The organism is Bacillus sp. B15-48, from assembly GCF_016879755.1.
GTDB lineage: Bacteria > Bacillota > Bacilli > Bacillales > Cytobacillaceae > Mesobacillus_B.
Map to the genome: position 1 here is coordinate 26,092 of NZ_WOFU01000016.1, position 23,077 is coordinate 49,168.

Consider the following 23,077-nt stretch of genomic DNA (forward strand, 5'->3'; position numbering starts at 1 on the left):
TTCTTTTAACGTATGCATGAAAAGTGTGATAGGTAACAAAAATATAAAGAATATATGAACTTACATTTTTAAGGTGGTCTTGTTAACGGATGGAAATCAGTATTTTCGTTCTTTTACTTGTGATGAATGCATTTTTCGCTGGGGCGGAAATGGCATTTATTTCAGTAAATGATAATAAAATAAAGCAAATGGCTGATAATGGCGACAAAAAAGCAAAATTAGTTCACCAACTACTTAAAGAGCCAAGGAATTTCCTTGCAACAATACAAATTGGCATTACACTTACTAGTTTGTTAGCTAGTGCATTTGCTGCTATTACCTTTGCCGACGATGTCACAAACTTTCTTGCTACTTTTGATTTGCCGATAATGGAGCGGTTACTCCATACGATTTCAATTATTCTTATTATTTTGGTTTTATCTTACTTTATTTTAGTGTTTGGGGAATTAATTCCAAAGCGGATTGCTTTAAAAAAGGCAGAGAAAATTGTGTTTATGACGGTAACGTCTTTAGTATGGTTAACGAGATGGACGGCTCCATTTGTAAAACTTTTAAACATAACGACCAATGGGTTTCTAAAGCTTTTTCGCATTGATTCACGTACAGAGGAAGAGAATGTAACAGAAGAAGAGATAAGGATGATGGTCGACGCGGGGCAAGAAAAGGGAACGATTCTGAAAACGGAAAAAGAAATGATCAATAATATTTTTGAATTTGATAATAAAACGGTATCAGATATTATGACTCACCGGACAAATATTGTAGCAATACCGGCAGATTTTTCGTTTAAAGAAACAATCCATTACGTAAATATAGAAAAATATACGAGATTTCCTGTTTATGAAGACAGTATGGATCATATTATCGGAATTCTCCATGTAAAAGATTTAATTCAATTTCTTGAGTCGGGTGACCGAAATGCGTTTAGCTTAAAGGAGATGGTCCGGGTACCACATTATGTTTTAGAATCTTCTCCAATTGACCATTTATTTAGAGAAATGCAAAAAAACAATATTCATTTGGCAATTGCTATCGATGAATATGGTGGGGTTGATGGAATTGTAACAATCGAAGATTTAATAGAAGAAATTGTCGGCAAAATATTTGATGAATATGATGAACCAGAGAAGGAAATCGCCGACATTAAAATAATTGATCCGTTCACTTATGTCATGGAAGGAACGACAAATTTATACGTTGTAGAGGAAGTGCTGGGGATTGAACTTCCAATTGAGGATTACGATACATTGAGCGGGTTTATTATTGGTGAACTTGGGTACATCCCTGATACCGCTGAACGTCCAGTCTTAGAATATAATCATTTTATTTTTGCTATTGAGGAAATGGCAAATAAGCGGATTATTCGTGTAAAAGTCACCGAACAAATAATTTTTGAAGAGGTTGACAAAATGTAAAACTAGTACGCCCCCTAGAGCAGGGGGCCGATTTTCATTCATTTAAAATCAGTTGGAGATAAAGGACATTTTGCCATTTACCAAATTTATATCCTACTTCTTTTAGTCTTCCGGCAATTTCAAACCCGAATTTTTCATGTAGTTTGACACTTGCGTCATTTCCTTCAGTAATTCCAGCGATGATTGTATGGTATCCCAGTTTTTTAGCCCGTTTAATGACTTCCATCATAAGTTTTCCGCCAATCCCATATCCGCGATGTTTTTCTGATAGGTAAATGGATAGTTCTACTGTGTTTGCATAAGCTGCTTTTGGATTATAAGCAGATAGGCCGCAGTAACCGGCGATTTCCCCATTATGCTCAGCAACAATTAAAGGGTATTTTCTATTAAATTTATGAAACCATTTTTCGCGTTCTTCGATCGTCTGGTCAACTAAATCAAAGGTTGCCGTTAGATTACGAATCGCTTCGTTGTAAATGGCAAGCATGGATGGCAAGTCTTCAATCATTGCATCTCTTATCTTCATTTCTTTCCCTCCTGATGCACAATCAACATGATTAACTAGTAAATATTCTAGCCTAATAGTACTCTTCTTTCATGTGAAATGGTAATTTTTTTATAAATGAAACAGAAACACGAAAACATTCGTCAAATCTAGTAGAGGAGGTGATTTTTACCATCGGGATACTTAGTGAAGATGAAAGGAGTGAGAAGAGATGTCTAAGCGAAAAATAAAAGCCGATGAACTTCGTTTTTTGAAACAAGAATTGCAATACCTAGAAAAAACAGGAGTTTTAGAAGCAGACAAAACGGAGGAAATCGAAGACCATTATGAAGTAACACGGATATCTTTTACAAAAACATTATTAACGGTTGGGTCGATATTAATTGGTGCAGGCATTCTTAGTTTCGTTGCCAGTAACTGGGGAGAAATTAGCAAGCTAACAAAGTTTTTATTTATTCTTGGATTGTATTTTGGTAGCTTTTTTACCGGTTACTTTCTAGAAAATAAATTTCCAAAAACGGCAAAAAGTTTTTATTATCTTGGTGTCATCGTTTTTGGTGCAGGCATTTTCCTCATTGGTCAGATGTTTCACTTTGGTGGAGATTTCCAAGATGCATTTTTATGGTGGTCATTAGGTATTTTGCCTATTGCATGGGTGCTGAAGGATAAATGGATTCTTTTATTTTCCTCATTATTAATTCTTATATACATGACGGATCAGCCGATTTTAAGTGGTCAAATGATTCCATACTGGGTTCTGCTCTGGATTGCCATTATCTATTACCTTAATTCGGCGATTGGATTCTCAAGTGCAACGGGATTTGTAAATGGTTTACTTCAATTAACGTTTTTAGCATCAATTCTTAACTTTTTCCTTTCCGGTTTCAATGATACAGCTTATATATATGGACTCATTTATTTATTAATCGGAATGGTTCTCGCTTACTTAAAACCAAAAATTGAAGAGATTTATATTTTACTAGGATATCTCGTTCAGGGTGGAGCTGCACTCGTCCTTTCATTTGGAGTGAATTGGCCGGTTGATTGGTTCCATATCCCATTCTCGGTTGTTTATCTATTGTATCTTTTATTCCTCATTAAAAAAGGCAGCTTATTAAGTATTATCCTTCTATGTATGATGATTTTTCGCTATTATCTTGATTACACCTTTGACTTTTTACCAAAATCGCTCGTCTTCATCATAGGTGGTCTTCTTCTGCTCGGTTTCGGCTTTTATTTTGAAAAGCAAAGGAAGAAAGGCGGGGAGACCTATGTCTAAGCGTACAAAACGATTGATTCTAGCTTGTCTTGTTCCCGTTGTCATTTTAGTTGGAATGACGGTCACTCCGTTGTATACACTGCTAAACGGGGATGAAGTTATTCTTCGCACGATTCCAGTTGATCCTACAGATTTGTTTCGGGGCGACTATGTGTCTTTAAAATATGAAGCTGAGGAGATTCCGAGTTCGCTCGTTGAAAAAGAAGTGCGGCAGAAGCTCGATACAGGCATGTATAATATAGAAGTTTATGTTTCTTTAGAGCTTCAAGATGCCGTCCATGTTCCAACAAAAGTGAGCTTAATTAAACCAGATACTGATCTTTATTTAAAGGGAAGATTAAGTTATATTGGGCCAACTTGGGATGGAAGGATTGAGGGAAAAGAGGTTGCTTTCATACGTTATAGCCTCGATAAATATTTTGTTGAAGACAATACCGGGTTAGAATTAGAGGAAGCTTCTAGAAATGGAAAGATTCACGCCACTGTCAAAGTAAAAAATGGTTACGCTTATCTTACTGATCTTACGGTTATTGAATGAAAAATAGGATGAATCAAGGGTAAATGTCTCTTGGTTCATTCTATTTTTTATGTTTGGTAGTTATATCCATATTTAATTTTGAACTCACTTCACCCTTGATTTCCACATACGATGCCATGAAATGAAAAGGAAGGGGTGAGGAGTTGAAAACCAAGAGATTTTTACCGATAGGTTTTGCGGTTTTTTGTACAATCATCATTTCGTTCTTTCTATTTACATTTATTGACTCAACGGCATCGAAACCAACTGAAGATATACCCCCAGCTAATGAATCTGAAGGGGTTATAGAGGACGGAACTACAACTGGAGACAGTAATGTAACGAATAATATCCAGAATCAAATAGATGGAAGCAAAGCGGATGTTACGAATCATGTTGAAAATAATACGAACAGTGATCAGGCTGATATTAGTAATACGATTGACAATAACATAAATAATAGCAATGACAACCAGATTGACAATAGTGTCACAAATAATGTCGAAGTGAATGTAAATGTGAATGTCACAAATCATATTTCAAATAATGTTGAAGGAAATGACTCAGAAGTTAACGAAAACGGTCAAAATGGAGAAAATCAAACTGGAAATGAACAATCAAGTAATGGGAGTGAAAATAAAGAAGGAAATACAGATGGAAATGGTGAGGGAATTGTTTGGGGTGTCGATTCAGCTAGTTTAACGACTGAGGAAATGTTAACATGTGTGGCAGAAAACTTCGGCTCACCAGAAATTTGGGGTCGTTACCTCGGCGAAAAGGAAGGTGTTTCCGCAGGTTTAACTCATGAGGAAGCAGAACGATTGCATGCTAATGGAATTGGGATTCTCGTTATTTGGAATCATTTTACGGATGCAACAGGTTATGACAATGGGCGGAATGAGGCAAGCGCCGCAATTGAAATGGCACGCGAGTTCGGAGTTCCTGAAGGGATTGCGATTTTTGCCAATATTGAGCCAATCTATCCGGTTGATTCCGAATTTATTAAAGGGTGGTATAAGGTAATGAGTGAGTCAGAATATGCATCTGGGGTTTACGGACTATTTGATGCCGAGCGGGAACTTTCTGCAGCATTTGAACAAGCTGGTCAAGAGAATAACGAGTTATTCGAAAACACGTTTGTTTGGACATCTGTACCGAATGTTGGAATAACGACAGAAGCGAATGCCCCAGAATATGCCCCAGAAGCACCAGAGAATGCATTAATTGGTGGCTGGCAATATGGAATCGATGCGGAAACTTGTAATATTGATACAAATTGGTTCAACAGTTCGCTATTAGATGTTGTTTGGTAAATAATAATGAACAAAAGGGAAACGCTCAGAAGAAAGAAGTTAAGAGTTCATTTATGAACATTTGACCAAGGGCTTTTTGAACGATAATGCTGGTAACGCGTTTTTTAATCCAAGTACTCGTATTAAAAACAACAAATTTCATTGATATATTGCTAGTACTCGTAAAAAAACGCTGTGAAAAGAGGTGTTAATCCGAGTACTGGCAATAAACTGAGTTCAAAACGTCAATATAATCCCTGTACTAGCAATAAAAAACGCCCGAAAATTGCTTTAATCCAAGTACTAGCAAAAAACTAGCCTCATAAACACGTTTAATCCCTGTACTAGCAATAAAAAGATTTTTCTTTGGGCTCAGCCCGAAATAATTGTCAACTAATCCCAGTGTGACAGGCGCTTCTAAGGGCTTCAACCAATAAGAATCGGTAGTCGGGTTCAGCGTGACTAACCATCAGCGGGGGGATGAAGAACCCCCCTGATTTAGTCTGTTAATTCCTTCTTTAACGAACCATTAACGCTTATCTCGATTTGTCGGAAGCTTTTCACTAGGGTTGTTTTTTCGGCGTTTGCGATTTTTTTCATCTTTTTGTTGTTTGTCATGAAGTTTATTTAAAAATTCATTTGTACTATCCATTTTGACCCTCCTTGGAAAAATAAATCTCTAGTTATTTTAACCAGATCGGAAGAACACATACTGTAGGAATGTCGGCAAAAGAAATGGAAAAACTGTATATAGCTAGTCAAAATACGATGCATGTTAGCTAATAAAGAAACGTTAGATAAAAGGAGCCTAAAATGGAAAACGGTCTAATCGTACGTGCAAAAAATGATGAGGTTATTCTGATAACGGAAATGTTTGAGGATTGTAAATCTTATCTTGAGCGGCGCAGCATATTGCAATGGGACGAGCAATACCCTAATCAAGACTATTTTGAAATGGCCTTTAAAGATGGGAATTTATTTGTTTTAAAAATTGATGGTGAAATACAAGGAGCAATGGTTTTAGATGAATGGCAAACACCTGAGTGGAAAGAGGCCAACTGGACTGAAGTCGAAGGAAAGATTCTTATTCTTCATTCTTTCTGTGTTCATCCATCCGTGCAAGGTGGGGGATATGGTAGAAAGATGCTGAATTTCGCGGAGAAATTCGCGATGGAACAAGGATATTCGGTTTTACGATTAGATGCATACTCAGGAAATGAAGCAGCTTTCCGTTTTTATGAAAAAAGAGGATATAACCGCACTGGAGTAATTGAATTAGAAGGAAAGCCAAAAGGACATGAAAAGTATTATTGCTATGAAAAATTATTTTGATTATTAATGATTGTAGTATGAAATAGTGAATCAAAAGGGGGAAACACCATCTTTTTTCAAATCTCTGTGGTTCCTAACTATACAGGATTGTCCAATGTGCATATTTTATTAAAAAGGGACAAGGGAGGAGAAACGGGATGAAAGATAGAGGACCGATTACTTTTATTGGGAAATTAAAAATAAATAATATCTCACATAGTGGCTCAATCAATTTTGGACCATCTATTCATTTTGGACATCAAGCTAATTCGAAAATAAATAATGGAGAAATTATTATTGGGGATGAATTTGCTTTCGGTTGTCCGGAAGAAGAAGAGGAAAATAATAATGAGAACGAAAATAACAATAATGAACTGAATGAAATTCATAAAAAAAATTTCAAGCGTAAAATGGCCAAAAGAAAGAAGGAAAAGCGGAAACAAAAGGATAAGGAATAGAGATAAGATGCTCATTCTATAAAGGGCGAATGAGCATCTTTCCGCTTAGTGATCGGTAAAGTGTGAAACTCCCTCGTACGGACACACAGCCCGGTTCTATGTGCCTCCCAGAAAAAATCTTGCACATCGTCATCATTTATAATGATTTTACCGACTAATCTAAAACTGCGGTGGAACTGGTGGCGCATCAAAGGTAATTGGATCTGGATATCTATGATGAGGAACATATTGCTGCCCGTAGTCTTGGTTTGTTAGCTGGGTGTGTAAGAATCCTTTAGGATGTGGGACTTGATAATCTTGTGATGGCCAATGCATGATATTCAGTTTATGGTATTTAACAGGTGTACCAGGGACATATGCGCACACATTTCCTTTTTTAATGGCGGTATGTGTTGTTGTTTCTGGTACAGCCCAACCTTGAGCATGTGGCGGTTGTCGGTTTTCTCCATACATATTTCCGTTCCAAAAATAGTGTTGCTGGCTCAAGACACTACCTCCTATGTTTTGTTTTTGAACATTCCGTATATATGTATTCCCAGGAGGATAACTTTGCTAATCAACAGCAACCCATTTTCACAGCTTCGGCCTAATTGAATATAATAGCGTATCAAACTAAATGAGGTGGAACTGATGATACCAACTCACATTAATAACATCTTTGGGATTCGCATTAACAATGTTTCTAATAACGCATCATTGAACTATGGAAATGCCTTGCATAAGGGCCACGCTGCAAATGCGAAAATGAATTCCGGCTATATTCAACCTGGGGATGCCGTATTTAGTCCGTTGCAATTTAATAATGCAAACTTTACAAATGATCCTGATTTGATTGATCAGCCACAAGCCCAAATATAAAAGCTATTTCCCAGATGTTGAATTAGGAGGAGTGTAATGGCAACCCATATTAATAATATTTTTGGCATCCGTGTTAATAGTATTGCTAATAATGGCTCAATCAACCTTGGAAATGTGCTGCATAAAGGACATCAGGCAAATGTAAAAATGAATGTTGGCTATTACCAAGCCGGGGATGCGAATTTCAGTCCACTAAAGTTTAATAATGCCAACTTCGCCAATGATCCTGATGTCAAAGATCAACCTCAATTTCAAGTGTAAAGGCATTCTTCTGAACATCATCATTTTATATATCTGAGAGGCTGAGCGTAATGCAACTGCAAATAAATATTAGAAATATTAGAGTTAATTCAATAAATACTTTAGGTTCATTGAATGTTGGAAAAGTGATGCTTGCTGATAATCGAGCCGCATCCGTACAATTGCCAAAAGAATTTTATGAAGAATTTGAAGAAAACGAAGAGAATCTGATGGATCATAAATATAAAAAAACGATTAAGCAATTTGCTGATGAAGTATCCAAATCTTTGCTTAGTCCACCGTGTTAAAAAATTTATTTCTTAGGAGAGTCTTTATGAATAATCAGTGGCCATATTATTACCACCCTTATTCTTATCACCCACAGGCTCAAACGAGTATGATTCATCAAAACGATGTCAAAGAGGAAAAAAAACAAGAAAATATAAAAGCGAGAAAAGAGAACGATTCAAAGATTTCTAATCAGAAAAGTCTTGCGGACGTTCTCGAAAAGTTATATGAAAAGTTGGAAAAAATCGAACAAGAAAATCAGGAATTAAAAGAAAAAGTGAATAACATCAAGCCGATTAATATTGAAAATGTTAATTATAAAATACAGGATTTAAGTGTCGAAGAATTATCAGGAACATTATTAGTCGGGTTAACGAGCTTAACCGATGCAGAGGAGTTAAAAAAGCTACTTTCTGATAATGGTCCAGTTACTTTAAATGATATTGATACATCGGATATGGAAACGATTTTGGAAAACGCTGAAATTACACCTGAAAATGATGAAAATAATAATGGAAATGAAAACAATGATGATGAATTCGTTTAAAGTGAGTATTTGCTTTCTTGTTCATTAAGCCGTCTATATAGATATCTGGCGGCTTCTTGTTCATTTTTTGGCAATGTTTCTAGTTCTAGGTCAGGCAACATTTTAAATAACCGGGAAATAATCGGTAAGTGTAAATTTGCCTTGCGGATGATTTCCTCATTGACGAGTAAATCAATTCCACCTGTCGCAAGCAACTCTCCGTCTTTTAAAATAACGACCATATCTGCCCACGAAGCGGCAAAATTCACATCATGTGTTGATAAAAGAATCGTTTTTCCCATATAATGAAGGCCATTTAAAAGGCCGGCGACATCGTCTTGACCGGCAGGATCGAGATAGGACATCGGTTCATCGAGAATGATAATATCGGGGCGCATCGCTAGTATCCCGGCAATCGCCACTCGCTTTTTTTGACCATAGCTTAAATGATAGGGTGGTCGGTCTTTATGTTCGAGCATTCCTACATTTCCTAAGGCAGCACGGCAAACTTCATCCACTTCGTCATCGGCCATTTTTAAATTGCGTGGCCCGAATTCAACATCTTCCAAAACGGTTCCAGAAAAGACTTGATCATCTGGGTCTTGAAAAACGAGTCCAACTTTTTGTCGGATTTGGGAGGCGGTCTTTTTCATTAAAGGGGTACCCATAATCTTAATAGATCCTTCTTGAGGTATTTTTAAGCCATTTAAATGATGGAGCAAGGTTGATTTACCCGCGCCATTAGGACCTAATAAAGCCACTTTTGCCCCGATAGGAATCATTAATGTAATGTTATTTAAAGCGTTAAATCCGTCTTGATATTTGTAAGTTACATTTGTTAATTCAATTGCATTCATTTTCGCGCATCTCCTTTTTCCATAGCGGTAAAGTCACCAAGGCTTGTCATCAATGAATGACAAGCCTCAGTCGTTTTTTTAATCCGATTTCCCGGTCAAACTTAAGCGAATTTCTTTCCAATTTTACCTGCGTCAACCATCGCTGCAAGTACATCGGCAATGATGCGGGTCCCTAAGAGAGCTGTCTGATCGCTAACATCATATGGAGGGGATACTTCGACAAGCTCCATTCCGCAAATTCCTTCTCGCGCAACAATATCAAGAAATTTTAAACCTTCCCGTGGGAGGTAGCCGCCTGGTTCAGGCCAGCCAGTTCCCGGGACAAATCCGCTGTCAAAGCTGTCGATATCGACGCTTAAATAAACAGCCTTTGCTCCTTTCCAAGCTCTTTCTAACGAAATTTCTGCAACTTTTTCAATGCCTAGTCGTTCGATGTCATCGATGGTGATGACTGTCGTATTGAATTTTCGCACATTTTTTACTGCTTCCCTTGGTACTTGCCAGCCACCAATTCCGACTTGGACAAGATTTGAAGGTGGCGCATTTGGGATATTTGTAGCATGGAACCATGGGGTTGTATGCATTCTTTCATCCATATCTTTTTCCTGTAAATCCAAATGTCGGTCCATATGAATGATGCCGACTTTGCCATCAACATTGTCTGCAATTGCTCGTAAACATGGATAACCAATCGCATGGTCACCGCCAAGCATCACTGGCAACGTTCCTTGGGAAAACACGTGAGAAACGGCTTTGTAAATTTGATCAAAGCTTTTTTCAATATTAGCAATCGTAAAGACATCACCAACATCACACATTTTTAATGACTCTTTTAAATCGACACCCTTTTCATAGCTGTAGCTCGTGTATAACTTTGAAATTCGCCGCATCGCTTCTGGCCCATACCTTGCACCCGCCCGGAACGTTGTCCCAATATCGAAAGGGACTCCGATAAATGCAACATCATACTCACCAACTCGGCGCACATCCTCTAAAAATGGCGTGCGTAAAAAAGTGGGAATACCTGCATAAGCAGGGCGTGGTTCACGCGTAAAAGTAGAGATTGTGCGGTCGCCAATGGAAGGCGCTGCTGACAATCCGAATTCCAAAGAACGCTTCAGTTCTTTTTCTGCCTCAACTTCAGGGATTTTCGCTTCTTTCATGGCGTTTTGAATGCCGAGTAAATCTGTCGATCGACTGCTTTCTAATGCTTTTTTCTTACGAAAGCTTAATCCGTGATTATCAAAGAAACCCACTTAACCACCTCTCTTTTAGTTGTCTTAGATGCCAGTAGTGTGAAGGGGCATACTCAATTATATATATTTTCCCGTTGGATAAATATTACAAGAATAAAAGAAATCCGTTTCCTAACTGAAACGGATTAAGCTTTATCATGGTCATGGATAACTATTTTTGGTTTGCCAAGGTCGGAGCGAATGAGGCGATGCAAGGTGATGAGTAAATATCCATGATGATAGGAGGCATCTATTTTATCTGTGCGTACAGGGTAGGGGAGTTCCACCTTTCGAAAGACAGATCCTTGAAAAATTTCTTGTTGAATCGGACGAAAACCATTGTCGTGAATATGAACGGTTCCTTTTACTTCAAGAAATTTATCATATACATCGATATCAACTTCTTTTAGTTTCAGTCCAGGTAGTCGAAAAATACAAAGGAGTTCATGACCAGATTCATAAATATTGACTTTTATTCCGGCTGTTCGTGAATGTTTACTGATTTGTTGATTTGGTTCGGACTCTGTTTCTACCTCCATATTTTCAAATTGTTCAAAGGTAGAGAAAAAATCCTCCCCTAAAAAATTGGGCATTGGAAGCTTGTTTTTCCAATTCTTCGGCCAGTATTTATTCAAAACGCATCCCCCTTCTCTTAATGTATGTTTATGACCATTTTATGATTTCGTTCTGAATTTTGATTTTAATCATATGTCAATTTTGGCGCCATAGATTCTTAATAAAAAGGAATAAAAAGGAGAGAGGAAAATGATTGAAGCACGGGTTGTTAAATTAGAAAAAGAAATGGAACAACAAAAAAAGAAAAATGAATCATTATACGCTCAAGTCCGTGAATTGCAAGAAGTAGTAAGTGAACTGGTAGAAAGAAATACGATGCTGGCAGGGAATGATTCGCAAGAAGGGAAGGTGAGAATCCTTACTGAAGTAAATGAACAAATGTTTCAGCAAAACAAACGTTTAAGACAATTTATTGAATACTGTATTGAGGAGAATGTTGTACCTACCCAACAAGAATATTTGAAAGCATTGCAAGGATAAGGGTCTCTTTTGGGGAAAATTGCTGTTTCCCTCCTTGAACGATAAAATAAAAGGGGAAGGTTTAGTTTTTAAGTGAGGGGAGAGTTCAGTATGAATATCACGTTAAATAATGGTATCCAAATGCCACAGTTAGGTTTCGGTGTATTTAAAGTCGAAGATGGAAATACGGTCATTGATGCTGTAAAAAAGGCCATTGAAGTCGGTTATCGATCGATTGATACTGCGGCAATCTACCAAAATGAAGCTGGTGTTGGCGAGGCGATACGTCAGTCACAAGTTCCCAGGGAAGAGCTGTTTATTACCTCTAAAGTATGGAATAAAGATCAAGGATATGATTCGACGTTGAAAGCATTTGAAACAAGCCTGGATAAATTAGGTTTAGACTATCTTGATTTATACTTAGTTCATTGGCCGATGCCAAAAACGGATAAGTACGTTGAAACGTATAAAGCGCTTGAAAAATTGTACGAAGATGGAAGGGTTCGAGCGATTGGCGTATGTAATTTCAACATTCCTCATGTAGAGAGAATTTTATCAGAGTGCCAAGTTAAACCTGTTTTAAACCAAATTGAATGTCACCCATACCTTACTCAGATGGATCTAAAACAGTTCTGTAAAGAGAATGATATTTTCGTTGAAGCTTGGGGCCCGCTGATGCAGGGAGGAGAAGCGTTAACGAACGAGGCGATAAAAGAGATTGCGAAGAAGTATAATAAAACGACTGCTCAGGTGATTTTGCGTTGGCATTTACAGAATAATGTTATTGCGATTCCAAAATCTATTACTCCAAGTCGAATTGAAGAGAATTTTAATGTTTTCGATTTTGAGTTAACAAATGATGAATTAAACCAAATTGATGCGTTGAATGAAAACAAGCGGCAAGGTTCAGACCCGGAGGAAATGCATAAAGTTTAGCTAATTGTCTTAACATACATAAAACAAAGGGCTTGAAGGAAAATTCTTACGGGTTCTCTTTTAAGGTGCAAAAAGCAAATAAGCAGGGCAACCATGTTGGAATTTGCCCTGCTCTTATCGTTATTCCTGCCATCCTTCTTTTACACTTAACAATAATAGGCGGAAGAATTCCGCTTAATTAATAAAAATCATTGAAAATAGCTTGAATAAGCGGAGGAATTCCGTCTATTAACTCTATAAACGTGAAAATGGGGGATTTTTAATTGCATAACCGGAAAATCTCCCCTTATATCCTCCGAAACGAGCTCCTTTCTGCATATAAGCGGAAAATCTCCGTTTATTTTACTTTCGCTAGTTATTCAATTAAGGACAAGCCTTCAATTTTAGAGAGATGAGATAAAAAAGCTTTTTGGACATCATGGAGGAAGGGGATTAGAGTGAGCTATTTATACTTTGGTTGGGATTTGGAAACAGTATGCCCTAGATGACTAAGTAATGTTGACAGTATCACAAAAATTGAAGTGCTAAAATTAGATTAAGCACTCTATTTATCGTGAAATTTATTGTTTTGCACCGTTAGAAAAATTCTCTAAGCTTTTTTGCTTATAATATAAATAGATGAATGTTTTGAATGGAATGAGGGGGATTTGATGGCGATACGGTTTCGAAAAAGCATTAAGATTGCACCTGGTGTAAGAGTGAATATAGGAAAACGTGGAGCAAGTGTAAGTGTCGGGAGAAGGGGACTTCGCCACTCCATCCATAGCAGCGGTCGAAAAACAAGTTCTGTCGGTATTCCAGGTACAGGCTTATCCTACGTAAAAACGACAAGTGGGAAATCTCATAAGTCAGATGCTTATAAAAAGAGAAATGCGTTGACTAGTGCAGATCAAAGAAAAATGGAAGAACAAGAAGATGCTATACTTCAGGTGGAGTTATATGAAAACCATACAGAATTGATTCGTTCGATTCATCATGAATGTGATGATCCGGTTGATTGGCATGAAGTTTACAACCGTCAGCCACCTTTTCAAAAAGGAGAGGAAGGCCCGAATGAGCGTGCAGCAAAACAAAAGTTAGCCGAGTATAAACCAAGCTTGCTTGACCGTCTCTTTAGTAAGAGTGAACGAAAACGTGAACAACTCCAAGCAGCTGTGCTTGAGGGGGTTGAAAAAGATGCCGAGCTATGGGAAGACTGGCAACAAACACAACTTCTCGCAAATCGTGTCCTTGCGAAAGAAGTTGAAGCCTATCTCGAAGTGATTGATGAATTTGACCCGCTTGAAGATCTGATTGAATTTGGCTCGGGGTTTGAATTTGGTACTGACGATCCCGAAGTGATTCATGTGTCATTTGACGTACATGCCGAGAAGATGATTCCCGAAAAATCACTTTCCCTAACGAAAACAGGCAGACTTTCTGAAAAGGCCTTAACGAAGACCGCCTATTATGATCTTTATCAAGATTATGTTTGTAGCTGTGCATTACGAATTGCCCGTGATATGTTCGCTTTACTGCCAATAACGAACGTTTTCGTTCACGCATATGAAGAGAGATTAAATAGTGCAACCGGCAATCAAGAAAAAGTCGCTATCCTCTCAGTCAAATACGAAAGAACGCTGATGTATCAATTGAATTTTACAAATCTCGATCCATCGGATGCGTTAGTTCATTTTGAACATCAAATGAATTTTAAGAAAACGAAAGGGTTTGAAAAAGTAAACGAGATTATGTCCTAGAAGATTCTAAAAAGGTTTCCTCCTAGCATGCTGGAGATGTAGTGATGAACAAAATACTGTTGTTTGTACGGAATCAGTAAAGCACTGTCTTTTTTACTTGTTTAGAAAAAGACAGTGCAATTTTTTTAGGAATTCTCCCATTGCTCTCTTTCTGCAATTATCATCCGTAAACGCGGCTTAGGTCTTAATGTGATCAGTGGCTGTGGCTTAATCTTTTCATGACCGGGGATGAGACGTAACCGATAGCGCTTAGCAATGCAAGCGAGTACGAGCACCATTTCCATAAAAGCAAAATGATTACCAATGCATACTCTCGGACCCCCACCAAAAGGGAAATATGCGTATGGCGGCAATGTTCGCATAAAATTTTGTTCAAACCTTTCAGGTCTGAACTCGTCCGGAAGCTTAAAATAATTAGGATGACGGTGCATAACATATTGACTCATAAGCACCATTTCACCTTTATTTAAAAGATACTTGCCAATTTTCACCGTTTCGTTCACTTGCCGACCAATTACATAAGCAGGAGGAAACAACCGAAGCGATTCCCAAACGATGTTTTGAGTGTAGGTTAATTTGTCAAAGTGTTCTGGTTTTACAGCGCTTTCCCCAATAATAGCGTCGATTTCAGCGAACAGTTTCGCTTCCACTTCTGGATGTTGAGACAATAAAAATAGTGTCCAGGCTAAGCCGTTTGCAGTTGTTTCATGTCCAGCGAGGAAAATCGTCATTAGTTCATCGCGCAGCTGATGGTCACTCATACTAACTCCTTCTTCATCATCGCGAGCACTCATTAGCATTCCAAGTAAATCCTCTGCATTTGTATTGTTTTGTCTTCTATTTTCAATCATTTTAAAAAGCACTTCATCAAGTGCTTGAGCAGTTTTCTTGAATTCGCGGTTTGTTCTAGTAGGAACCCATAATGGGAGAGGGAAAATCGCGCGCATTCTTTTGACTGAAAGCCGGTTCGCGTTCTCAACAGCATTACCAATCAAGTCATTTCCTTCCTTAAAATTCATGCTGAACATCGTTTTACAAATGATTCCTAGGGCGATATTCATCATGTCGTCTGTCGCATTTACTTCCTCCATGTTTTCCCATTTACGCATATAATCATTCGTCGTATCAATCATATCTTGAGCATAAGCGTGAATATGCGTTTTTTTGAAAGCGGGCTGAATGAGTCGGCGCTGCTGCATGTGGACATCCTTTTCGCTCGTCAAAAGTCCTTCACCGACAAGCGGCTTTAAAGCTTGGACATCTTTTGATTTAACAAAACTCCTTTGTTTTGTCACGAGTACTTCTTTAATTAATTCAGGGTCGGAAAGCAAGATGACTTTTTGAAAGGGACCTAAGCGAAAACGTACAATCGGACCATAATCACGGCTAAGTGTCCGCATGAACATGAGTGGATCCTGTTGAAAGGACGTTAAATGTCCGGTGAAAAATTTTTCATTTCCCGCTTTCGGAATGTTTTGATTATCAAAAGTAGTTCGCAATCGACGATGTACCTCCTTTCGTTAATAACTTGTTACATCATAAGCAATGATGGCTTTTATAGTGAAAAAAATGATAGAAATGCCTCTGCCCTTTTTGCAGCATTGAATTCGTAGACAGATCAATCATTTTTAGAACAAAAGCTAAAACGATGTATAAACTATAAAGAGCTTGTTTATCAATCTCTTATCGAACACAATGGAGTTTAAAAATTCATAGACATAATGACTAGACTGAAAGGAAGAGAAGCGTTGAACAATCCATCTATGAACCTTAATGATTGGGCAAAACTTGGTGTGAAATATGAAATGAGAGTAAATGCTCTCATTCAAAAAATGTTGAATGATAAGCGGTGCATTGAAATAACAAATGAAGGCATTAAAAAGCATGTGAAATGTGTAAAACTATTGCGTCAATTTAATGAATCGATTACCGAGTTATTGAATTTGCCTACAAAAGATGATATCGCAAGGGTTGCCAGGTTGACCATGCAGCTTGAAGAAAAGCTCGACCAAATGGAGGACTTGCTTTATGAACTACAAGAGGGAAAACAAACAGAGCGTTCGCAGAAAAAGCAAATGAAAACAAAGAAAAAGAAAAAGAAGGAAAAGGAGAAAAAAACGGAGAAAGAACAGGCAAGCAAAGAAGAGCAACGAGAAAAAAGAAACCCATTTATGTGTTTACCGGACTGTGTCCATTCCAGTTTCAAAAAAATAGGTTCAAACATTTATTCTGTAATTGGGGGAGAATTTTTAAAAACGTTTGAACAGACACTTGAGGAGATGTTGCAGCGAAGGAGCAGAAGAAGCCGTGTCTAGTCATTCGAACAGTGATAACCAATTGAAGAGGTCGAATTTACCTGTTGGACTGACCCCAAAAAAAGCAATCTGGAAGAAAAACAAGGCGACCCTCTGGTATTATCCAGCCCCCAAAAAGAAATATAAAACTCCGCTTTTTCTCATTTATTCTCTCATTAATCAAGCGTATATTTTAGACCTATCACCAGATTCGAGCATGATCAAGGGGTATATCGAGCGTGGTTATGATGTCTATTTGCTTGATTTTGGAGTACCTGGGTATGAGGACCAACATATAAATCTTGAGGATTATATTGTAGATTATATTCAAACAGGTGCGCGGAGGACACTTAGGCATTCTCGAGCCGATGAACTTACGGTGGTCGGATATTGCCTTGGAGGCACATTAGCAGTGATTTATGCGGCTTTGGCAACCGAACCGATAAAAAATTTAATCCTTTTTGCAGCCCCTATCGACTTCACCCATGTTCCATACGTTGAAAATTGGCAAGAAGCACTTAAGACCGGAGACTTAAAACTTGATGAACTTATTGATGAATACGGAGTGGTTCCAGCAAAAGCGATGAAACTTATGTTCCGCATGCTAACAGCCCCTATCAACTCTTCACAATACTTGGCGTTATTTACCCGCAGAAAAGACAAGAAATTTGTAGAGAAATGGCAGCGGTTTAACCAATGGGCAAAAGGGCATGTCCCTTTTGCAGGAGCAGCCTTAAAGGATTTACTGAATGAATTGCTAATCGAAAACAAACTAATCAACAATAATTTAGTCATCAACAAACAGAAAGTGAATTTGCAGGAGATAACAGCTAATTTACTTGTTGTGTCAACAGAAGGGGATCAGTTGATTTCAGAATCGATGATTAAGCCACTTATGTCTAAGGTAGCTTCAAATGATAAAACGTACAAACGAGTAAAAGGGGGGCATGTGTCACTCGCAATTAAAGGGGGAATTCCTGATTTTCTAGCTGATTGGTTAAAGGAAAGGTCTTAAGTAATTTATACCCTGAAATATAACAAACCATCAGAGGGTTCCCTCTGATGGTAGTTTCGCCTTATGATTATATTAGCTTGGTACTCCAAGGGCAATTTTGGCATAGCGTGACATACGATCTTTTGACCAAGCTGGGCTCCAGACGATGTCGATATTAATGCTTTTTAGCTCTTTAATATTAGCAGATAGCTTCATATGTGCATCAGTCATGATTTGAGGTGCCATTGGGCAACCCATTGAAGTCATCGTCATATTAATTTGCGCATTATTTTCTGCATCTAAAATGACGTCGTAAATCAGCCCTAAATTGACAATATCAATACCAAGTTCAGGGTCCATCACTTCTTCTAAAACTTCGTAAATTCTTTCTGTCAGTTCTTTATTCATGTTTTCACCTCATAGATAAATATTTTTCTAAAATCTTAGCCATTAGGGGAGAAGGGCAAACGATTAAGCTAGAATCCGTTTTTCACCCTCAATTGCCTGGATTGGATCAATATTTTGCGTGAATTCAAGTGTACCAATGTATTCACCGTTTTCATCACGGACAGCAAAGTAGCGAATATACACATATTTGTCGCGGAATTTAATATAGAAATCCTCGTCATCTTTTTCACCAGATTTAAAATCGCGCAACAAATCTTCGACAACATGAGCGCTTTTAGGTGGATGACAGTTTTGGACGGTTCTGCCGATAACGGCTTTTGTACGATGGAAAATCCTTTCTTTTCCGTGTGAAAAGTAACGGACGACATCGTCCTGGTCAATAAAGGTAATATCAACAGGTAAATGGTTAAGCATGAGCTCTAATTGTTTTATCGTTAATAGACCTGTTTCCATTTTAATAAAACCGTCAGAAATCACTGCATCATTGATTTCCTTCCGTTCCGGCTTCCAAGTTGCTGCTGGTGCTGTTAAGCAATAACCAATATCTTCGCCATCATGGGCGATTTTCACCCACTCATCTTCTGTTAAAGTTTGCAGGGCCATCGGAAAAAGAATATTTTCTTCTTTATAAATCATTTCGGTTGTTTCTTTAATTACAAAATAAACAGCTGCACTGACCGCTTTTTTGTCCCCGTTATAATTGACTAGCTTTTCTTTCGCACCTTTAATCGCTGCTCGAATGCCGTCATCTACACCCCACATGACTTGAGTTGGCCCGTAAATGCCATACTTCTCCAAGTAAGGGAAGAGGAGATTTTCCTTGCGTGTATAATGTTTATCAACATCATAAAGTAGATTTAAATCTTCAATTAATTTATTAATATTATCTTCATTATCCTCTTTCTCGAAACGCTCAAGGTGAAGCTGGAGTTTAAAGTTTACTAATCGGTCGATTTCTTTATTTTCAAGTTTGAAAGTATGAATCGGGTGACCCGGTTGTTCCTCTTGTTTGTCGGAACTGTGTATCTCTTCAATTGAACCTTTAAAAACTTCTGTATGCACAGAGCAAAGACGTTGGACTTCAGAAACAGGAATACCTTCTTCTTCCATTAATGCTTGCTCTAATTGTGAAATTTCTGCAACTGAAATATTGCCGACAGCATCTTCAAATTGTGCTTTCACTTCTTCGACACTTTTTCCATCGTGTAGATCTTTAATGATTTTTTTTAACATTTCTTGACGTTCTGATTTATTTTCAATTCCTTGCTGACGGTTATTAATGAATTCACTCATCGCTTTCATTCTCCTTTTTGGAAAATATATTTTTAAATCATCTATTTCAAAAGGTTTTTGCAAATAATAGGTGATAACTTTTCTCAATTAAAATGTACCATAGGCGGATAAGCATCATTGTGATTTATATCACTAATATAATTTAATGTTTGTCGGATTTGTGAGAACGGTGTCAGATAGCGTTTAACGAGTATTCATTGTAAAATAAGCAAAAGGAGGTTTTTCGGTGGATATCCCAGGTCGTGATGAAACAAACAATCATTGCTGTCCATCTGAATCTGGACGTAAAAGTCATCATTCAGATAAAATGAAGAAAAATTTAACAACTAGATTGAATCGAATTGAAGGGCAAATTCGTGGAATAAAAGGAATGATAGAGAAGGATATTTATTGTGATGATGTGATTACCCAAATTTCTGCTACACAAGCAGCATTAAATAGTGTAGCTAAACTATTATTAGAAGGACATATGAAATCATGTATTGTTGAACGCGTTCAAGCAGGAGACGAAGAAGCTGTAGATGAGCTAATGATTACAATTCAAAAACTAATAAAAAAATAATCCATCTTCGCCCTTAGGGGCTCGCCAATCGGCGAGTTTTCTTTATGATTTTGATTGGATTATGTTCGCTTTGCCAGTTGTGCATACACGGCACCGAGCGTTTTATTCTCTCATGTAATAAGTTTAAGGAAGTGGAATTAGACAAAACATCGACCATTTTACGCTCCCGAAAGGCTCGTATTTGTTTATACTTGCTACTAGTAGACATCACTATACTCCTTTCTGCTAAACATGGCATTCCCCTTGAACATATTGATCAAGGGGAGGGACTTGTTGGAGAAGGATTACTCTCCAATTTTTATCGGTTAAGTTTTAGGTACTGATACTAGTGTTATCTCCTGAGACTTTAGACTTTAGTGAGTGATTGCAAGCATTTTCTATTTGAAGCAATTCGGCGTACCCATAGGAGCCGTGTTCACTCATATCAAGACCGATAATTTCTTCTTCCTCAGTGACACGTAGGCCTCCCATCACACCTTTCATGATCAATAATAGGCCGAAAGAAACGATGAAAGCAAAAGCGCCGCATACGACAACTCCTAATAATTGAACACCTAATTGCTCAAACCCACCACCGTAGAACAACCCCGGTTGACCGACTGATGTCAGTTCTGGGGTCGCAAATAAGCCAGTTGATAATGTACCCCAAATCCCTGCTGCGCCGTGAACGGATAAAGCATAAATCGGATCATCAATTTTACGAGCTTCAAAGAATCGAATACTATAGAATACAAGAATTCCAGCAATGAACCCTATGACAATTGATGCCCAAGTATCTACAAATGCGCAAGATGCAGTTATCGCAACTAACCCAGCCAATGCCCCGTTTAACATTATTGAAACATCGGCCTTTCCTATGACAACCCAAGAAATAATCATGGCAGCAATGGTACCAGCTGCCGCTGCAAGATTGGTGTTCACGGCAACAAATCCGAAGAAAGCGCCATCGACTTCAAGGGTGCTGCCTGCGTTAAATCCGAACCAACCAACCCATAATAGAAGAACGCTTAATGCAGTGTATACTTGGTTATGTCCAGAAAGGTTATTGGCAGATTCATCTCGATTAAATTTTCCAATACGTGGTTTTAAAAGAATCGTCGCTGCTAAAGCTGCCATCGCTCCTGTTAAATGGACAACTGTAGAACCAGCAAAGTCTTGTTTTCCATGTTCAGCTAACCAGCCATCGCCCCAAATCCAGTGAGCAATTGGCGGATAAATTAACACAGAGAAAAGGACAGCAAATACTAAATACACACCCATTTTCGCTCTTTCAGCAAAACCACCAAAGGCAATAGTTAACGAAATTCCTGCAAACGCTGTTTGGAATAAAAAGAATACGGGAGTGGATAGTCCTAATCCCTCAATTTCATACCCTGAATAAAAAAAGTCTGATAAACCGATGAGTAAATTGCCTTCGCCAAAGATTAGACCATAGCCAACGGCCCAGAAGACAATCGATGAAATTCCGAATGTGAGGAGCGTTTTACCGGCAATATGTCCGGCATTTTTCATCCTTGTCGAACCAGTTTCCAAAAGGATGAAGCCCCCAATCATGATAATAACTAGTACGGCAGATACCATCACCCAAATACTGTTTAATAAAAAAGTAGTATCCATAATAATTCCTCCCCTTCCAAATCGAATTGTTTGGCTTTCTATAATTGTATTTTCGCATCGATGTAAGTTATTTTCCGTTTTTGTGTAAGAAAACCTAACATTAAATTTGGAAGGAGTATCCGACTACAAAGTTAACTATGAATCTAGAAACAAATAAATAGAGAATGGAGTGTGGAGTGGATTAATTCACCGTATACCGAAACGGGCGTTTATCTGACCTTGAATCATTTTGTTGCGAAGTTTTGCAGCCTCTTGTTTTTTCTTTTCTTTTACCATTTCTTGTCGTAACTCATATGTTTGCACGCCGTCTTCGATTTTTTCGGCAATTTCCATTAGCAATTCGATATCAGAGAAAGAATATTTTCTGCTTCCACCTGTTGTTCTTTCCGGAAAGATTAATTTACGCTCTTCGTAATAGCGTATTTGTCGGTCTGATAAGCCCGTTAATTCTCTTACAATTCCGATTGTAATGACCTTTTTATCTTTATAAGACGCTTCTTGACTCATACACATTCCCCCATTCCTTATAAAGTATGTTATATTATCTCACATGTGTAAAAATATGACAATAAGAAATCTGAATAGTTAAATTAGTCAGGTTGCACAAAAAAAAACCGCTAGTTCGTTAGCGGTTTTTAATTGCATATAGTTCTTTAAAGGAAGAGGTGTTTAGATAACGAAGTAAAATACGCTTAGAAAATGTGAAAGGCTACCAAGCAGGATAAATATGTGAAAGATTTCGTGAAAACCCACATGTTTAAATTGTAAAAACTTCGGTTTAAATCCGTAAATCATTCCGCCGACTGTATAGAGGATTCCACCGAGAATTAATAGTCCTAATCCTTCAGTTGCAAGGTTTTCCGCTAACGGAACAGCTGCGAAAACAATCATCCAGCCCATTGCGATGTACAATCCTGTTGATAGCCAACGTGGGCAGTCAAACCAGATCATTTTGAAAATAACACCACATAAAGCAGCGGCCATAATAATTGAAAAAATGATCCACCCTATCCATCCATTTAAGGTCACTAAGCAAAAAGGAGCATATGTGCCTGAAATTAAAATAAAAATCATGGAGTGATCTAGGCGACGTAAGAAAGAAATAATTTTGTCTCTAGCAATCACTAAATGATAAGTAGCGGACGCACTATAAAGCAATGTCATGCTTATGCCGAAAATGAGGACTGCAGTAATCGTTAGTGGCGAAGCAGATTCGGAAGCAGCCTTAATGACCATGGCTAATAATCCGATAAATGAAAGAATTGCTCCAGCAAGATGGGTAAATCCATTAATTGGTTCGCGAACAAACTGGTTCATATGTGTACCACCTCGATATAATTGGATGTAGTTTTTGATACTACATCCAATTATATTAAGGTAACGCTATGTAGTCAAGGTTTAAATATTTAGGGATTTTC

28 protein-coding genes are annotated in these 23,077 nt (G+C 37.9%); 16 read left to right on the forward strand and 12 right to left on the reverse strand.

Annotated elements, in window-relative coordinates; all coding sequences use genetic code 11:
- The first annotated feature begins 89 nt into the window (after nt 1–89).
- A complete protein-coding gene (locus tag GNT69_RS23615) occupies nt 90–1,415 on the forward strand; it encodes a hemolysin family protein (RefSeq protein ID WP_203557444.1) in 1,326 nt (441 codons plus the stop codon).
- Between the two features lie 34 nt (nt 1,416–1,449).
- Here the strand turns inward: GNT69_RS23615 and GNT69_RS23620 are convergent, their stop codons facing one another.
- Nucleotides 1,450–1,941: a GNAT family N-acetyltransferase gene (locus GNT69_RS23620; protein WP_203557445.1), complete on the reverse strand. Its 492-nt coding sequence runs from the start codon at nt 1,939–1,941 to the stop codon at nt 1,450–1,452.
- Between the two features lie 190 nt (nt 1,942–2,131).
- Here GNT69_RS23620 and GNT69_RS23625 point away from each other — a divergent pair, with 190 nt between their 5' ends.
- From GNT69_RS23625 to GNT69_RS23635, 3 genes are all read left to right on the forward strand, one after another.
- Nucleotides 2,132–3,199 (forward strand): DUF2157 domain-containing protein, encoded by a 1,068-nt coding sequence (locus tag GNT69_RS23625; RefSeq protein ID WP_203557446.1) that lies wholly within the window; start codon nt 2,132–2,134, stop codon nt 3,197–3,199.
- A complete protein-coding gene (locus tag GNT69_RS23630) occupies nt 3,192–3,737 on the forward strand; it encodes a GDYXXLXY domain-containing protein (RefSeq protein ID WP_203557447.1) in 546 nt (181 codons plus the stop codon). The genes GNT69_RS23625 and GNT69_RS23630 overlap by 8 nt, the downstream gene beginning before the upstream one ends.
- A 143-nt stretch (nt 3,738–3,880) precedes the next feature.
- A complete protein-coding gene (locus GNT69_RS23635; RefSeq protein ID WP_203557448.1) occupies nt 3,881–5,029 on the forward strand; it encodes a glycoside hydrolase domain-containing protein in 1,149 nt (382 codons plus the stop codon).
- A gap of 508 nt (nt 5,030–5,537) precedes the next feature.
- Here the strand turns inward: GNT69_RS23635 and GNT69_RS23640 are convergent.
- Complete coding sequence (locus GNT69_RS23640) at nt 5,538–5,660, reverse strand: DUF4023 family protein (RefSeq protein ID WP_203557449.1); 123 nt, start codon at nt 5,658–5,660, stop codon at nt 5,538–5,540.
- 161 nt (nt 5,661–5,821) lie between these two features.
- Here GNT69_RS23640 and GNT69_RS23645 point away from each other — a divergent pair, with 161 nt between their 5' ends.
- Entirely contained in the window at nt 5,822–6,340 is a 519-nt protein-coding gene (locus GNT69_RS23645; RefSeq protein WP_203557450.1) for a GNAT family N-acetyltransferase, read from the forward strand.
- Nucleotides 6,341–6,477: 137 nt separating this feature from the next.
- The gene (locus GNT69_RS23650; RefSeq protein ID WP_203557451.1) at nt 6,478–6,777 is read left to right on the forward strand and encodes a spore germination protein; all 300 of its coding nucleotides are present in this window, start codon (nt 6,478–6,480) and stop codon (nt 6,775–6,777) included.
- 159 nt (nt 6,778–6,936) lie between these two features.
- Here GNT69_RS23650 and GNT69_RS23655 read toward each other — a convergent pair whose 3' ends face one another.
- Nucleotides 6,937–7,263 carry a hypothetical protein gene (locus tag GNT69_RS23655; RefSeq protein WP_203557452.1) on the reverse strand — a complete coding sequence of 109 codons (327 nt, stop codon included), beginning with the start codon at nt 7,261–7,263 and terminating at the stop codon, nt 6,937–6,939.
- Nucleotides 7,264–7,407: 144 nt separating this feature from the next.
- On the opposite strand from GNT69_RS23655, the gene GNT69_RS23660 reads away from it, so the two are divergent.
- Genes GNT69_RS23660 through gerPC form a run of 4 tightly spaced genes read left to right on the forward strand, consistent with a single transcriptional unit; the run spans nt 7,408 to nt 8,710 of the window.
- Entirely contained in the window at nt 7,408–7,635 is a 228-nt protein-coding gene (locus GNT69_RS23660) for a spore germination protein (protein ID WP_203557453.1), read from the forward strand.
- Nucleotides 7,636–7,671: 36 nt separating this feature from the next.
- Nucleotides 7,672–7,896, forward strand: coding sequence for a spore germination protein (locus tag GNT69_RS23665; RefSeq protein WP_203557454.1), 225 nt, complete (start codon nt 7,672–7,674; stop codon nt 7,894–7,896).
- A 50-nt stretch (nt 7,897–7,946) separates the two neighbouring features.
- Nucleotides 7,947–8,183 carry a hypothetical protein gene (locus GNT69_RS23670; RefSeq protein WP_203557455.1) on the forward strand — a complete coding sequence of 79 codons (237 nt, stop codon included), beginning with the start codon at nt 7,947–7,949 and terminating at the stop codon, nt 8,181–8,183.
- Nucleotides 8,184–8,209: 26 nt separating this feature from the next.
- Nucleotides 8,210–8,710 carry a spore germination protein GerPC gene (gene gerPC, locus GNT69_RS23675; protein WP_203557456.1) on the forward strand — a complete coding sequence of 167 codons (501 nt, stop codon included), beginning with the start codon at nt 8,210–8,212 and terminating at the stop codon, nt 8,708–8,710.
- Here gerPC and GNT69_RS23680 read toward each other — a convergent pair.
- The 3 genes from GNT69_RS23680 to GNT69_RS23690 all read right to left on the reverse strand — a co-directional run bounded on the left by GNT69_RS23680 (nt 8,707) and on the right by GNT69_RS23690 (nt 11,416).
- Complete coding sequence (locus GNT69_RS23680) at nt 8,707–9,546, reverse strand: ATP-binding cassette domain-containing protein (RefSeq protein ID WP_203557457.1); 840 nt, start codon at nt 9,544–9,546, stop codon at nt 8,707–8,709. The genes gerPC and GNT69_RS23680 overlap by 4 nt on opposite strands.
- Before the next feature lie 101 nt (nt 9,547–9,647).
- The gene (locus GNT69_RS23685; protein ID WP_203557458.1) at nt 9,648–10,802 is read right to left on the reverse strand and encodes an arginase family protein; all 1,155 of its coding nucleotides are present in this window, start codon (nt 10,800–10,802) and stop codon (nt 9,648–9,650) included.
- A 125-nt stretch (nt 10,803–10,927) separates the two neighbouring features.
- The gene (locus GNT69_RS23690) at nt 10,928–11,416 is read right to left on the reverse strand and encodes an Hsp20/alpha crystallin family protein (protein WP_203557459.1); all 489 of its coding nucleotides are present in this window, start codon (nt 11,414–11,416) and stop codon (nt 10,928–10,930) included.
- A gap of 130 nt (nt 11,417–11,546) precedes the next feature.
- On the opposite strand from GNT69_RS23690, the gene GNT69_RS23695 reads away from it, so the two are divergent.
- The 3 genes from GNT69_RS23695 to GNT69_RS23705 all read left to right on the forward strand — a co-directional run bounded on the left by GNT69_RS23695 (nt 11,547) and on the right by GNT69_RS23705 (nt 14,491).
- Nucleotides 11,547–11,837, forward strand: coding sequence for a hypothetical protein (locus GNT69_RS23695; RefSeq protein ID WP_203557460.1), 291 nt, complete (start codon nt 11,547–11,549; stop codon nt 11,835–11,837).
- 90 nt (nt 11,838–11,927) lie between these two features.
- Nucleotides 11,928–12,752, forward strand: coding sequence for an aldo/keto reductase (locus GNT69_RS23700; protein ID WP_203557461.1), 825 nt, complete (start codon nt 11,928–11,930; stop codon nt 12,750–12,752).
- A 650-nt stretch (nt 12,753–13,402) separates the two neighbouring features.
- The gene (locus tag GNT69_RS23705) at nt 13,403–14,491 is read left to right on the forward strand and encodes a DUF4236 domain-containing protein (protein WP_203557462.1); all 1,089 of its coding nucleotides are present in this window, start codon (nt 13,403–13,405) and stop codon (nt 14,489–14,491) included.
- Between the two features lie 125 nt (nt 14,492–14,616).
- On the opposite strand, the gene GNT69_RS23710 is transcribed toward GNT69_RS23705, so the two are convergent.
- Nucleotides 14,617–15,990: a cytochrome P450 gene (locus GNT69_RS23710; RefSeq protein WP_239094442.1), complete on the reverse strand. Its 1,374-nt coding sequence runs from the start codon at nt 15,988–15,990 to the stop codon at nt 14,617–14,619.
- Nucleotides 15,991–16,239: 249 nt separating this feature from the next.
- On the opposite strand from GNT69_RS23710, the gene GNT69_RS23715 reads away from it, so the two are divergent.
- A complete protein-coding gene (locus tag GNT69_RS23715) occupies nt 16,240–16,806 on the forward strand; it encodes a hypothetical protein (RefSeq protein ID WP_203557463.1) in 567 nt (188 codons plus the stop codon).
- A complete protein-coding gene (locus GNT69_RS23720; RefSeq protein ID WP_343206553.1) occupies nt 16,799–17,800 on the forward strand; it encodes an alpha/beta fold hydrolase in 1,002 nt (333 codons plus the stop codon). The genes GNT69_RS23715 and GNT69_RS23720 overlap by 8 nt, the downstream gene beginning before the upstream one ends.
- Before the next feature lie 72 nt (nt 17,801–17,872).
- On the opposite strand, the gene GNT69_RS23725 is transcribed toward GNT69_RS23720, so the two are convergent.
- Nucleotides 17,873–18,187 (reverse strand): metal-sulfur cluster assembly factor, encoded by a 315-nt coding sequence (locus GNT69_RS23725; RefSeq protein ID WP_203557464.1) that lies wholly within the window; start codon nt 18,185–18,187, stop codon nt 17,873–17,875.
- Between the two features lie 63 nt (nt 18,188–18,250).
- Nucleotides 18,251–19,480, reverse strand: coding sequence for a DUF438 domain-containing protein (locus tag GNT69_RS23730; RefSeq protein ID WP_203557465.1), 1,230 nt, complete (start codon nt 19,478–19,480; stop codon nt 18,251–18,253).
- A gap of 226 nt (nt 19,481–19,706) precedes the next feature.
- On the opposite strand from GNT69_RS23730, the gene GNT69_RS23735 reads away from it, so the two are divergent.
- Nucleotides 19,707–20,042 (forward strand): metal-sensitive transcriptional regulator, encoded by a 336-nt coding sequence (locus tag GNT69_RS23735; protein ID WP_343206554.1) that lies wholly within the window; start codon nt 19,707–19,709, stop codon nt 20,040–20,042.
- Between the two features lie 312 nt (nt 20,043–20,354).
- Here GNT69_RS23735 and GNT69_RS23740 read toward each other — a convergent pair whose 3' ends face one another.
- The 3 genes from GNT69_RS23740 to trhA all read right to left on the reverse strand — a co-directional run bounded on the left by GNT69_RS23740 (nt 20,355) and on the right by trhA (nt 22,976).
- A complete protein-coding gene (locus GNT69_RS23740; RefSeq protein WP_203557466.1) occupies nt 20,355–21,659 on the reverse strand; it encodes an ammonium transporter in 1,305 nt (434 codons plus the stop codon).
- Nucleotides 21,660–21,845: 186 nt separating this feature from the next.
- Nucleotides 21,846–22,166 carry a MerR family transcriptional regulator gene (locus tag GNT69_RS23745; RefSeq protein WP_203557467.1) on the reverse strand — a complete coding sequence of 107 codons (321 nt, stop codon included), beginning with the start codon at nt 22,164–22,166 and terminating at the stop codon, nt 21,846–21,848.
- A 162-nt stretch (nt 22,167–22,328) separates the two neighbouring features.
- Nucleotides 22,329–22,976 (reverse strand): PAQR family membrane homeostasis protein TrhA, encoded by a 648-nt coding sequence (gene trhA, locus GNT69_RS23750; protein ID WP_203557468.1) that lies wholly within the window; start codon nt 22,974–22,976, stop codon nt 22,329–22,331.
- Between the last annotated feature and the right edge of the window lie 101 nt (nt 22,977–23,077).